General features: G+C 62.8%; 10 protein-coding genes. 4 read left to right on the forward strand and 6 right to left on the reverse strand.

What is annotated here, in order from left to right; all coding sequences use genetic code 11:
- Positions 1-281: 281 nt before the first annotated feature.
- From KF886_24160 to KF886_24175, 4 genes are all read left to right on the forward strand, one after another.
- Positions 282-1,517, forward strand: a complete 1,236-nt coding sequence (locus tag KF886_24160; GenBank protein MBX3180456.1) for a hypothetical protein — start codon at positions 282-284, stop codon at positions 1,515-1,517.
- Positions 1,518-1,591: 74 nt separating this feature from the next.
- Positions 1,592-2,059: a bifunctional nuclease family protein gene (locus tag KF886_24165; protein ID MBX3180457.1), complete on the forward strand. Its 468-nt coding sequence runs from the start codon at positions 1,592-1,594 to the stop codon at positions 2,057-2,059.
- Between the two features lie 606 nt (positions 2,060-2,665).
- Entirely contained in the window at positions 2,666-3,838 is a 1,173-nt protein-coding gene (locus KF886_24170; GenBank protein MBX3180458.1) for a Gfo/Idh/MocA family oxidoreductase, read from the forward strand.
- Positions 3,839-3,989: 151 nt separating this feature from the next.
- The gene (locus tag KF886_24175; GenBank protein ID MBX3180459.1) at positions 3,990-4,955 is read left to right on the forward strand and encodes a sugar phosphate isomerase/epimerase; all 966 of its coding nucleotides are present in this window, start codon (positions 3,990-3,992) and stop codon (positions 4,953-4,955) included.
- A 36-nt stretch (positions 4,956-4,991) separates the two neighbouring features.
- On the opposite strand, the gene KF886_24180 is transcribed toward KF886_24175, so the two are convergent.
- From KF886_24180 to KF886_24205, 6 genes are all read right to left on the reverse strand, one after another.
- Positions 4,992-5,642, reverse strand: coding sequence for a response regulator (locus tag KF886_24180; protein ID MBX3180460.1), 651 nt, complete (start codon positions 5,640-5,642; stop codon positions 4,992-4,994).
- 10 nt (positions 5,643-5,652) lie between these two features.
- Positions 5,653-6,099, reverse strand: a complete 447-nt coding sequence (locus KF886_24185; protein ID MBX3180461.1) for a response regulator — start codon at positions 6,097-6,099, stop codon at positions 5,653-5,655.
- A 20-nt stretch (positions 6,100-6,119) separates the two neighbouring features.
- On the reverse strand, positions 6,120-7,622 hold the full coding sequence (locus KF886_24190; GenBank protein MBX3180462.1) for a PAS domain S-box protein: 1,503 nt from the start codon (positions 7,620-7,622) through the stop codon (positions 6,120-6,122).
- Between the two features lie 548 nt (positions 7,623-8,170).
- The gene (locus tag KF886_24195; GenBank protein ID MBX3180463.1) at positions 8,171-9,673 is read right to left on the reverse strand and encodes a PAS domain S-box protein; all 1,503 of its coding nucleotides are present in this window, start codon (positions 9,671-9,673) and stop codon (positions 8,171-8,173) included.
- Positions 9,674-9,866: 193 nt separating this feature from the next.
- On the reverse strand, positions 9,867-10,619 hold the full coding sequence (locus tag KF886_24200; GenBank protein MBX3180464.1) for a YebC/PmpR family DNA-binding transcriptional regulator: 753 nt from the start codon (positions 10,617-10,619) through the stop codon (positions 9,867-9,869).
- A gap of 167 nt (positions 10,620-10,786) precedes the next feature.
- Entirely contained in the window at positions 10,787-12,331 is a 1,545-nt protein-coding gene (locus tag KF886_24205; protein MBX3180465.1) for a hypothetical protein, read from the reverse strand.
- Positions 12,332-12,642 lie beyond the last annotated feature (311 nt).

Here is a 12,642-nt window from a genome sequence, read left to right on the forward strand (position 1 = left end):
GAGTGCGTTGGCATCCAGTTCTTCTTCCGAATATATGGTCTGCACTACCGACAAGGCTCAAGGAATCTCGCATCCGCTCATAGCGTCGCCGCCCAGAAGTGAGAACCGAGCAATCGACTCCTATTTGCCGTCATTGTTGCCGATGTACCTGCAAACCGGATGAGCCGCTTATGCGATTGCCCCGCCGCGCCAGCACGTTCTCGCTAAAGCCTCCCCGCCGTGATGCCGATAAAGCCGTTGCGACGGATTCTGAACAGACGACAACCGGGGAGTGCGCTGCCATGGGAATTCTGGCGATTTCTGGCGGGCTGCCGCCGCTCGGCATGCCCAATACGATACCTTCACGCTTGTTCGCGGGCGCCCAGGCCGCCAAAGGGGCCCCGCCACCCTCCGGACGCCCCCAACCCGAGCGCGCCGCGGTCAACCTTCCCGATCTGGCCTACTCCGCCCGAGAGACCCGCCAGCGCTTGAGCGCCAGCCTTTCCGCGACCACGTTGGCCGGCGATGCCGCCGGAAACGCCGAGTTTACCTCGCTGCAGCTCGAATTCGATTTTTTCCGGGAGACCCGCGCCGAGGAGCTCGCGTACTTCCGGCGCCGGACCGACGCCGCGGGCGATCGGCTGGAGGCGGGGCAGCGGGCGGACTTCTTCGCCGCGCGCGAGGAGATTTCGGCGCGATTCTCGTTCTCGATCGGCCTGTCCGGCGCCGCGCTGAACGGTTTCGCCGGGGCGGCGGAAGGCGCGGTGGACGCCCGGGAAATCATCGAAAGGCTCCTTGAAATCGCGCGGGGCCTGCTTGAAAAGGCGGACGAACTGTTCGAAAAGTTCTTCGCGCCGTTGGACGGCGGCGATCCGGCCTATGCGGCGCGATCTCTGGATGCGCTGTTCAGCGCGTTCGCCTCGGAGATCCAGGCAATCTTCTCGGGTGAACGCGGATTGCCGTTCGCCGGCGCGCGCCAACTCGAGTTCCGGTTCGAGTTCAGCGCCTCGGTCACGGTCACCCAGGCCACCGTGCAACAGGGCGACCCCATCGTGCTCGACCTCGATGGAGACGGTATTGAGCTGACCACCTACCAGCAGGGGGCGCGCTTCGACCTGATCGGCTCCGGCCGCGCGCAGCAGGTGGCCTTCGTCCACGGCGGGGACGCCTTTCTCGCGCTTGACCGGAACGGCGACGGCGTCATCAACAGCGGCCTGGAGCTCTTCGGCGAACAGCACGGCGCCCGCAATGGGTTCGAGGAACTCCGGCGCTTCGATGACAACGGCGACGGGGTCATCGACCGCCGGGACGCGGTATTCGATTCGCTGCTGCTGTTCCGAGACAACGGCAATGGCGTCACCGAGCCGGGAGAGTTGTTGTCGCTTGCCGAGGCCGGAATCGTCTCGATCAGCCTCGACTACGCGGAGGTGGACAAACGCGCCGCCGGGGGCAACCGGATCACCCAGATCGCGTCCTTCGCGCGCGCGGACGGCAGCCGGGGCGTCGCCGCGGACGCACTGCTGAATTATATCGTCTGATCGAGACGCTTTTCCGGAAAGCGTGGGGATCCTTCGCCATTTCCTGTATAATCAGGTGAACGAAGGAGGTCCGTATGCTCGAAGTCGAGATCCTGGGGGTCAGCCAGGCCGAGGAACACCAATACCCGCTCGTATTGCTGCGCCACGAAAACAAGGTGCTGCCGATACTGGTGGGGCTTCCGGAGGCCAGCGCAATCCAGATTGGCCTCCTGGGGGAAAAGACCGCCCGCCCCATGACGCACGACCTCATCTGCAACCTTCTCGTCGGGTTGCGCGGTGAGGTGACGTCGGTCAACATCTACAAGCTCGAAAACGAAACCTTCCTCGCCCACCTGAACGTCGAGCAAAAGGACGCGGACGGCCAGGTCGAGCAGATCCTTCGCGTCGACACCCGCCCGAGCGACGGAATCGCCATTGCGGTGCGGGTCGGCTGCCCCATCATGGTGGCTGAGGAAGTTATGGAAAGCGCGGCCCAGGACGCCTCCATCCTCGGCGACGCCGACGACGACGACACCGACAGCGACGACGACAGCCCCTTCTGACGCGCCCGAAGAAAGCGGTATTCGGCGGCTCGCCTCCGGCGCGTTGCGGGCGGGCCGTCCGCCCGCATCGCGCCGAAGGCGCGAATCGTATAAACGGCGGTGATCCGGGTTCAGTCGTCTCCCCGCTCTAAGGCGCCGATATCGCAAACACGCCATGCACCTCCGGTGCATTGCAGGCGGGGACGCCTGCGCTCCCAGCCTGGCGCGCTCTCGTCGTAGTATCTCGGCATGACAAGAATGGGCTGGCGCTACTTCAGACCGCTAAAGTGTTACCAATCCGCCAAAGTCTTTCACGGCTTGCAACGTCGCCCGAGGCAGAATCACCCTGTGAATCAAGCGTAATCTGCCGGTAATCCTCCTGCGACCGATATCAATTTCTCTCCGGTTGCGGCCGAATGCCGCCCGGCGCCAATTCGAGGTTCACACCCTCATGCGCCGCCACCGGTTGCGTCTGGAACCAGTCGCCCGCGCGCGAACACCGAGCGCGCTTGCTTTATTCCCGCCAAAGCGCTACATTTAAGGCGGGGAACGGGGAAGGGGAATGTCCGCGTCCAAGTTGAATTCGTCGGGCTCGAATACCACACAACGTATTGCCGGAGGTGTATTATGGCAAAGAAAAAAGAAGTGAATGTGGCGGTTGTCGGCGCAAGTTTTATGGGGAAAGCCCATAGCAATGGCTGGCGCAAGGTCGATATGTTTTTTGACGCGCCGGTGAAACCCGTCATGAAGGTGCTCTGCGACAAGGAGCAGAGCCTGCTCGACGCCAACGCGGAGAAGTGGGGCTGGCAGGAAACCGCCACGGACTGGAAGGCCCTGCTGGAGCGCGACGACATCGACATCATCGATATCTGCACGCCCAACTTCCTGCATCCGGAAATCGCGGTCGCCGCGGCAAAGGCCGGCAAGCATATTGTCTGTGAGAAGCCCCTGGCGAGTTCGCTGAAGGAAGCCGAGGCCATGCAGAAGGCCGTGGACGCCGCCGGCGTCAAAAACATGTGCGCATTCAGCTACCGCTTCGTGCCCGCCATCCAGACCATCAAGAACCTGATCGACAAGAACCAGCTCGGCGAGATCTTTCACTTCCGCGCGGCCTACCAGCAGGACTGGATCGTCGATCCCGAGTTCCCGATGGTGTGGCGCCTGAAGAAGAAGCACACGGGTTCCGGCGCCCTGGGCGATATCGGCGCCCACATCACCGATCTCTGCCAGTTCCTCGTCGGCGATATTGCCGAAGTGACTTCCGCGCTCGAAACCTTCATCAAGAAGCGTGTGGTCGCGGAGAGCGACACCGGCGCCTGGGAAGCCAAGGGCAGCAAGAAGTCGAAGCAGTACGACACGGTGGACGTGGACGATGCCGCCATTTTCCTCGCCCGGATCAAGAACGCCAATACCCTCGCCACCTTCGAAGCCACGCGCTTCGCGCCGGGCCGCCGCAACTACAACAACATCGAGATTTACGGCAGCAAGGGCTCGGTGATCTGGAATCTGGAGGACATCAACTACTTCCAGTATTTCAATCGGAGCGACCCCGATCTGCTCCAGGGCTTCCGCCGCGTCTCGGCCTGCGATATCGGCCATCCCTTCACGGCCGCCTGGTGGCCCCCGGGACACACGATCGGCTACGAGCACCTTTTCGTTCACGAGTTGTATGAGTTCGTCTGCGGCCTGAACAAGAAGAAACCCAACTTCCCGACCTTCGAGGATGGGGTGAAGTGCCAGCGGGTTCTCGAGACCGTCGAGAAAGCCGCCAAGACCCGGAAATGGGAGAAAGTGGAATAACGTTGCCCCGGGGCGCTACCTTGGAGAGCCCGCCGTTTCCAGGGACACGAGAGACGGTGGAGACGCCGGCGTGGGTGCGCTGGTTGTCTCCGCTGTCGCTGCAATAACGCGCCACGGCGACGGCCCAAATCTAACCGAAGGAGAAAACACGATGAAACTCGGACTGCTGACCGTCATGTTCGGGAAGGAGCCCCTCGAGAAGGTGCTGGAAATCATCCGGCCCCTGAACCTCGACACCGTGGAGCTCGGCACCGGAAATTACCCGGGTGACGCCCACGCGCCCCTTCAGGAACTCCTGAAATCCAAGCCGAAGCGCGACGCGCTGCTCGATCTGCTCAAGCGCGAAGGCAAGGAAATCAGCGCGCTGAGCTGCCACGGCAACTGCCTCCACCCCAACAAGGCGTTTGCGAAAAAGTGCCAGCAGGTCCAGACGGACACCATCAAGCTCGCCGAAAAGCTCGGCGTCAAGACCGTCAACGACTTCTCCGGCTGCCCCGGCTCCGATCCGAAGGCGCAGCAGCCCAACTGGGTCACCTGTGCCTGGCCGCCGGAATACCTGGACATCCTCGATTACCAGTGGAACCAAATCGTCATCCCTTACTGGAAGAAGCAGGCGAAGTTCGCGAAGGACCACGGCGTGCGCATCGCCTTTGAGGCCCATCCCGGCTTCGTGGTCTACAACACCGAGACCCTGCTTCGCATCCGCAAGGAATGCGGGAACAACCTCGGCGCCAACTTCGACCCGAGCCACTTCTTCTGGCAGGGTATGGAGCCCATCGAGGCCGTCAAGGCGCTCGGCGGAAGCGCCATATTCCATGTCCACGCCAAGGACACCAAGGTGGATCCCGCCAACGCCGCCGTCAACGGCACGCTCGACACCAAGCACTACGGCCTCGAGGCGCAGCGCAGCTGGCTCTTCCGCACCTGCGGCTATGGCCACGGCCACGAATGGTGGAAGGCCTTCTTCTCCGCCCTCCGCGTCGCCGGCTACGACGGCCCCGTCAGCATCGAGCACGAAGACAGCCTCATGTCCAGCATGGAAGGCCTCACCAAGGCCGTCACCTTCCTGAACGAGTGCCTGATCCGCGAGAAACCCGGCGCCATGCACTGGGCCTGAGGTCGCCAATGGATACACGATACGGGGAGCGCCGAGTTATGGGCGCTCCCCATTTTCGTCATCCAGCCTCGCTTGGTCTTCCTGCGCGAACTTTTCCAACTCTATGTCCAGGCACGACGGGCACAGTCCGTGTGTGAAACGGGCGCCGGTGTGCTGGCTCACATAGGCTTCGATTGAGTGCCAGCAACCTGTGCGATCACGAACTTTCCTGCAATAGGCGCAGATCGGGATGATGCCGCGTAGAGCCTCATTGTTACTCAGTGCCGTCCGCAAGAGTCGGCTCAATGATTCCGATTCCGACACCTTCAACCTCAATTGAGTCCGCAGCTGGGACTGCTTGATCGCGCAGCGGACCGCCCGCCGCAGTTCCCGCCTGCCGAGACCTCGCTTCACCAGGTAGTCTTCCGCACCGGCTTTTATCGCCTTGACAGCCAGTGCTTCGCTGCCGTGAGCCGTGCACAGGATCACCGGGACTTCCGCATTCACCGGTTGCGGGAGAAAATCGATCCCGTTCCCATCGGGAAGCCGATGATCGAGCAGGATACAATCGGGAATGTGTGATTGAAGCATCTCGGCGGCGCCCCGGAGCGAATCCGTGAATACGAGCATATAGGCATCCCCGAGATGCCTCTCCACAAGCTCCCGGTAAATCTCATCGTCTTCGACAACCAGAACCGTATTCTGCATGTCTTAACTCCTACGCTAGTTCCACAACGTCGATATATCGGCTGAGCATCTGGATAACCGGGCCGAAATCGCCGCCAGATTGATATTTCGGTATGTATCCCGCGACAAACTTATCATAGGCCGCGCGCCGGTCCTCGTCACTGTGCGACGTAGTCATTACGAAGACTACGATACCGCGGAACGCGCCGTCCTTCCGGAGTTCCCCGAGGAATTGCAGGCCGCCCATCTGCGGCATTCTCAGGTCCAGCAGCACAATAAGCGGGGGCGTTATAACGGGCGGAATCTCGCCCCGCAGCACGGCAAGCGCTTCCACGCCATTGCTGGCGCGACGTATGATGAAGGGGGCTCCGGCCCGCTGCGCCGCACGGATTACACGTTCCGCATCCACATCGTCATCCTCCACCAAAAGCAGGGTTGGCGTTGCCTTCTTGTCCACTTCTATTTCTCCGCTGGCCATGCCCGTGTTCGGCGCGACACCTAAACGCCGCCCGTCCTGGGCCATTCAACTTCGAATGCCGCACCCGCGCCGGGGACCGACTCGAGGTGTATGCTACCGCCAAAGGTGTCCAGAATCTTCTTGACGATGGCCAGGCCCATACCGCTGCCCTCCACCTGATCGCGCGACCGCAACGTTTCGAACATCATAAACACACGGTCGTGAAAGGCCGGGTCAATGCCCGGCCCGTCATCCGCCACCGTAAAACGGTAGCAGTTCTCTTCCTCAACGCAGAGGACCCGAATAAGTCCGCCGGCTCGATTGTGGTGCTTGATTGCGTTGCCAATAAGGTTTTGGAGAATGTGTCGCAGCGGAGTTTTGAGCGTATAAAACACAGGCAGATCCGGGTCGTACTCGACCCGGAAGCCGGGTGGTGCGTTTAAATCCGTGACGATCTCGGCGATGAGTTGGCTCGTGGAAACTTGCTCCGCGTCCTCCAGCTTTCGGCCTGCCCGGGAGTATTGCAGCAAGTCGTCCAGCAGCGTCCGCAGCCGCGCCGCCCGCTGCTGGATCTGGGTCAGGTGGCGCAGCGAATCCTCGGGCAGGTACGGGGCCGCGTCCTCCACAACCCACGCGGCCAGCTGCTCGATCCCCTCCAGCGGGGACCGCAAGTCATGCGATGCTACATACGCAAACTCGTCCAACTCACGGTTGCTCCGTTCCAGGTCCGCCGAGTAGCGCACCAGCGTTTCCTCGGCGCGCTTCCGCTCCGTGATATCCATGATCGATGCCAGCACCAGCAAGCCGTCATCGGTTTCGATCGGGCTCAGCCCGATTTCGATTGGGATTTCCGTGCCATCTTTGCGCAGGCCATGGAGATCCCGGCCCTGGCCCATGGGCCGCGTTTCCGGATCCCGCTGGAATAACTCCCGAAAGCCAGAGTGCGCATCCCGCAAACGCTCTGGCGCCAGCGCATCGATGTACTGGCCAATGAGTTCGTCCAAGCGATAGCCGAAGATCGTCGCACACGCGGTATTCGCTAGCAGGATTTTGCCACCGGTGTCCACCATCACTATGCCGTTCGGCGCCGCTTCGATCACCTGGCGGAACCGCGCCTCCGAACGGGACTTGGCATTCAGCGCACGGTTCAACTCGGCGTTTACCGTACTCAGCCCCGGCAGGGCCAGGGCCCTCGGCAACACCGGCAGCAGCGCGAACACCGTCGCCCACGAGACCGTCGCCGTGATGAATTTGACGGTCCCCGAGAGCCGGTAGGCGGGCCACCAGAATATCACCGCATCTAGCAGGTGCGTGGCGCCGCAGGAGAAGATGAATGCCGCGAAAAGCCAGAAGATGGGGAGAAACGGAACGTCCTTGCGCCGGAGGATGAAATAGGCCAGTGTGGCCGGGATGGCCATGTAGGCGCCCCAGATCGCGATATCCGACCCGATGTGCAGCCAGCCGTGGCCCGATGTCCACGTGCCACAGGTCCAGCGCGCCGGGAAATCCGACGTCTCGAAGACATTCCAAAGGAAATCGAGCATGGCCCTCACTCCCTGGCCTCAATCTGCACGTCCCGCGACTGCTGCCTGCGCTGTGAGGAACGGCTTTAACGCCAACCAAGGCCTTATTCTGCACGAAATCGGCGGTCGATTCCAGCACGCAAGCTCCCGGCCGGGACGGCCGTAAAGTCAATGCGTTCCACACAATCGTCTTGCAGGGTATCACACCGCTGGACGAGTAGGTCTGGGATTCCCTGCGGAAAAGAGCACGATGACAGCCTTGTGCCCAATCAGAGCGCGAATCGAGGTCCACATCCTGATGTGCCACGCCCCGCCGTACAGACAGATAGCCGGAATTAGTCATTCCCGCGATCGGGTGTATCAGGAAACGCGATCGCGCAAGACTCCAGATCCCGCTACATTCCCGGATGCGCCGGAATGGCGCTATGGGACCGAACCACAGAAATGAAGTAAAGATATGAATTGTGCAATCGAGATCAACAGTTCCGTGTGTGAATACGTCGCCGTGGAAAAGCGTTATGAAACCGTAGAGTTTTGCATTTCCCTTGGATACTGAGTTCACAGCACCGCTATTTGGAAATCCGCCGCGGCCACCGGAACCGGAACGTGGATCCCGCGCCGGGGGCCGACTCGAGTGTGATATCGCCGCCATAGGCGCCCGCTAGTTTTTTGATGATGGCGAGCCCCATGCCGCTACCCTCCACCTCGTCTCGCGGGCGGAGCGTCTCGAACATCCCGAAAATGCGATCATGGTACGCGGGATCGATCCCCGGCCCATCGTCGCGCACCGAGAATGTGTAGTAATCCGCCTCCTCGGAGTAACCTATCTCGATGCGGCCGTTCGTACGCTCATGGTGCTTGATCGCGTTGCCAATCAAGTTCTGGAAGATGTGCCGCAGCGGGGTCCGCAATGTATCGAACACGGGCATCCCATCCGCCACCGCAATTTCAAATTCCGGCGGCGGATTCAGATCCGACACGATCTGCGCCACCAGATCGCCGGTATCGACCAGGCCCGACTCTCCGCCCTGCCGGCCCGCCCGCGAGTATTGCAGGAGGTCGTCCAGCAGGTTCTTCAGGCGTTGCGCCCGCTGTCCGATGAGCTCCAGATGGCGGCGCGATCCCTCGGGCAGGTGTTCCGCGGCGTCCTCGGTGATCCACACCGCGAGCTTCTGAATCGCCTCCAGGGGCGATCGCAAATCGTGCGACGCCACATAGGCGAACTGGTCCAGATCCCGGTTGCGCAGCTCCAGCTCCCCGGTGTAGCCCGCGAGCATCTCCTCCGACAGCTTCCGCTCGGTGATATCGACCACCGAGGCGAGCACCAGCTGGTCGTCGTCGTAGGCGAGCGGGTTCAGGCCAATTTCGACCGGCACCTCCCGCCCGTCCCGGTGGCGTCCGTACAGATCGCGCCCGTGGCCCATGGGGCGCGCTTCGGGCTGTTGCATGTAGGCCGCCCGATGGTCCGGGTGCCCGCCCTGGAAGCGCTCCGGCACCAGCAGCTCGATCGACTGCCCAACCAATTCCTCGCGCGCGTAGCCGAATATCTCCGTGGCCGCCGTGTTGGCCAGCACGATCGTGCCGCGTTCGTCCACCATGATCATGCCGTTGGGCGCCGCCTCGATCACCTGGCGCAGCCGCGCTTCCGACTGCTGCGCGCTTTCCAGCGCCTGCTGTAGTTCGTTGTTCACCGCGCCGAGGCCCGGCAGCGCCAGGGCGCGGGGCAGCACCGGAATCAGCGCGAACACGGTCGCCCACGACACCGCCGCCGTCGCCAGTTTCACCGCTCCGGAAAGCCGGTAGGCCGGCCACCAGAAGATACCCGCCTCCACCAGGTGGCTCGTGCCGCAGGAAAAGATGAAGGCCACGAACAGCCAGAAGATCGGGAGGAAGGGGATGTCCCGGCGCTTCAGGATGAAGAACGCCAGGGTCGCGGGGATGGCCATGTAGGCGCCCCAAATCGCCACGTCCGAAACCACATGCAGCCACCCGTGCGGGGCGGTCCAGTTCCCGCAATGCCACCGCGCGGGAAAATCCGACGTGTCAAACAAATCGCGAAAGAAACCGATCACGGCGCTGCCCTCCTGGGAATACGTTCAGCCGGGCTCTCGGCGGGACTGCCCTCCCGGCCGGCACTGCACTATGACAATACACCCGACAGCCGCAATTTGTCCAGCGCCGCCACAGGGCGCGCCGCGCGCCAATAAAAAGGGCCCCGGCGGTCGCCCGCCGGGGCCCTGTCGCGTGTCGTAGTCCGCCGCGCCGCTACTCGGCCATCGCTGCTTCCATCGCCTCGTCCGAAAGCTCCACATTGTTGAACACTTCCTGGACGTCGTCATCGTCGTCCAGCATTTCCATCAGCGAAAGCAGCGACTTCAGGGCCTTCCCCTCCAGCTCGATCGTCGTCTTCGGGACCATCGTCAGCCGCGCTTCCTTCGGTGTGATCCCCATGCCCTCCAGCGCCGAGGAAACCGCGTGCAGATCGGCGAAGGCGGTGTAGATCTCGTAGTCGTCCCCCTCCATATCCACGTCCTCCGCACCCGCCTCCGTCGCCTTCTCGAAGATCGCGTCGTCGTCCAGGCCTTCCTTGCCTACCGTAATCAGCCCCTTCTGCTCGAAGTTCCAGCTGACCGCGTTCGTTTCCGCCATGCTGCCGCCATACTTGCTCACGGCGTGGCGCACATTCGCCACCGTGCGGTTTTTGTTGTCGGTCAGCGTGTCGATAATCAGGCCCGCGCCCGACGGGCCGTACGCCTCGTAGCGCTGCGACTCGTAGGTCACGCCCTCAATGTCGCCCGTGCCCTTCGCAATCGCGCGCGCGATATTGTCCTTCGGCATGTTCTCCGCCTTCGCCGCCAGCAGCACGGTCCGGAGGCGCGGATTCATGTCGGGTTCGCCGCCGCCCAGCCGCGCGGCGACCGTGATTTCCTTCGCGAGCTTGGAGAATATCTTGCCCCGCTTCGCGTCGGCCGCGCCTTTCTTGCGCTTGATGGTGCTCCATTTAGAGTGACCGGACATGCACTACAATCTCCATATGAAGTTGGGGTTAGGGGGATTAGACCGCCGGGAAGTATAGCAAACCGGACCGAATTCCCGCAATGACAAGGCGCCCGCGCTCCCGGGGGAACCGCACGGTGTTCCAGTGCGGCGCACCCCGAACGCGGGCGATCAACTTCCCGCGGCTTTTATCGCGGCGGACGGCCCGGGGCCCGGACAGCCGCCAGCACCAGCAGGGCGAGCCCGACCAGGAACGCATCGGCAAGATAATCCTTCAGGCCGTCGAGAGCGCCCTTGAACGCAACGCTGCATCCAGGCCGCGGCTGGGGCCGTTGCGTTTCGCCCTCGCCCTCGCCCTCGCCCTCGCCTTCTCCTTCTCCTTCTCCTTCACCCTCACCCTCACCTTCACCCTCACCCTCGCCCTCACCCTCGCCTTCTCCTTCTCCTTCTCCTTCTCCTTCTCCTTCTCCTTCTCCTTCACCTTCACCTTCGCCTTCGCCTTCGCCTTCGCCTTCGCCTTCGCCTTCGCCCTCGCCTTCACCCTCGCCTTCCGCGCCGCCATGCACAAACGCATTCAGCTCCGACAGGCTCAGGAAGCCGTCGTCATTCAGGTCCAGCTGCTGGAACTGCGCCAGTGAAAGGCCAAAGGTCGGATCCAGCGCTTCCACCGAATCGAGAAGCCCGTTGTTGTCCGCATCCAGGCCGGCGAAATCCACGATGATCAGGGGAACGACCACCTCCAGGTCCGCCCCCGCGCCCGGGTCCACCGCGTCGATCGCGACCACCTCATACGCCACGGGGACCGGCTCGCCCGCAACCGTCATCCCGTCAATTTCGATGCGGTACACCACATCCGCCCCCGGCGGCGGCCCGCCAATCACCGGGTCCCACACCAGCGTATTGTCCCCGAAGCCAGACTGGAGCGGGTGCTGCGTCAGCGCCTTCTCCTCGCCGTCCTGAAACATCCGCACCGTGGCCCCCGAAAAATTGGCCTGCGGGTGTGAATACGACCACCGCGCGATGATGAACCGCTTCGGCACGAAGCCCATCGGCGGCCAGGCCGCGGGCATCGAGGCGCCGCTCGCCGGCCCCCCGTTGATCACCCAGAGCGCGTTTGCCGCGCGCTTCCCGCCCGCGCTCGCGCCCACCGATCCGCTTCCCATCACCGTCTGCCGCGGAAACAGGATCCAGCGCCGGTGCCCCGCGCCGATATTGCCCGCGCCGCGATCCTCCATGTATTGATCGATTGCCGCCGGTCCCGCCGACGCCAGCACCAGGTTGGATTTCGACGCCGCGTTCCGCCCGTTCTCCGTGTAGCAGGCAAAGGTGTTCGGCGGGTTGTGGCTGAGCTGGTTCTGCGCCGACATCATGATCGCGGCTTCCTGGCACAGCGCGTTCAGGCCCGGATCCAGCGTGATGTTCCCCGGCACCCCCGCCATCGCGCGGAAATAGTTGATGCGATCCGCCGTCGCCTGCACATACGCCGCCGAAGTCGTCCCCGGCGTGCACGTGTTCGCGTCGCCATTCCAACCCATCGCCACCTCCCCCGACGGCACGTACACATCGAAGTAAAAATCCAGCACCGACGCCCGGTCAAAGGGATCCACGCTCAGGCCCTTCGGCGCCGCCGGCGCCGGCTTCGTCCCGGGCCCCGGCGCCCCGACCGGCGGTTCCCCAAGCAACACCGGCCCGCCCAGCGCCGCCTGGGCAATCACGCCTACAAAAAAATACACGATCCCGTTCCTCGGCATACGCATCGCGCAACTCCTCGATAACCCTGCTTCGCTGCACTTCACAAAATTGGCCGATCCAGCCCAATCATACCACATTCCCGGCAAAGCCCACGGCCCGCCGCGCCAGGACCCGTGCCACGTGATGGCGCCCCGGCGCCTTCGCAATTCTTTAGCCGTCTGAAGTAGTCACCCACGTCGCACCCAACGGTGGCGGCTCACCGTGAACGAACACCGTCATCCCCACGAAAGTGGCTGTCGGTTTACTTAACTCACCCTACACTATGGAAGGAAGGAGCAGATTCGTCATCCTC

Source organism: Candidatus Hydrogenedentota bacterium (assembly GCA_019637335.1).
Taxonomy (GTDB): domain Bacteria; phylum Hydrogenedentota; class Hydrogenedentia; order Hydrogenedentales; family JAEUWI01; genus JAEUWI01.

Bases quoted from the DNA above. Each gene is read 5' to 3' on its own strand.
- KF886_24160 (MBX3180456.1), top strand. From the start codon at position 282: ATGGGAATTCTGGCGATTTCTGGCGGGCTGCCGCCGCTCGGCATGCCC.
- KF886_24165 (MBX3180457.1), top strand. From the start codon at position 1,592: ATGCTCGAAGTCGAGATCCTGGGGGTCAGCCAGGCCGAGGAACACCAA.
- KF886_24170 (MBX3180458.1), top strand. From the start codon at position 2,666: ATGGCAAAGAAAAAAGAAGTGAATGTGGCGGTTGTCGGCGCAAGTTTT.
- KF886_24175 (MBX3180459.1), top strand. From the start codon at position 3,990: ATGAAACTCGGACTGCTGACCGTCATGTTCGGGAAGGAGCCCCTCGAG.
- KF886_24180 (MBX3180460.1), bottom strand. From the start codon at position 5,642: ATGCAGAATACGGTTCTGGTTGTCGAAGACGATGAGATTTACCGGGAG.
- KF886_24185 (MBX3180461.1), bottom strand. From the start codon at position 6,099: ATGGCCAGCGGAGAAATAGAAGTGGACAAGAAGGCAACGCCAACCCTG.
- KF886_24190 (MBX3180462.1), bottom strand. From the start codon at position 7,622: ATGCTCGATTTCCTTTGGAATGTCTTCGAGACGTCGGATTTCCCGGCG.
- KF886_24200 (MBX3180464.1), bottom strand. From the start codon at position 10,619: ATGTCCGGTCACTCTAAATGGAGCACCATCAAGCGCAAGAAAGGCGCG.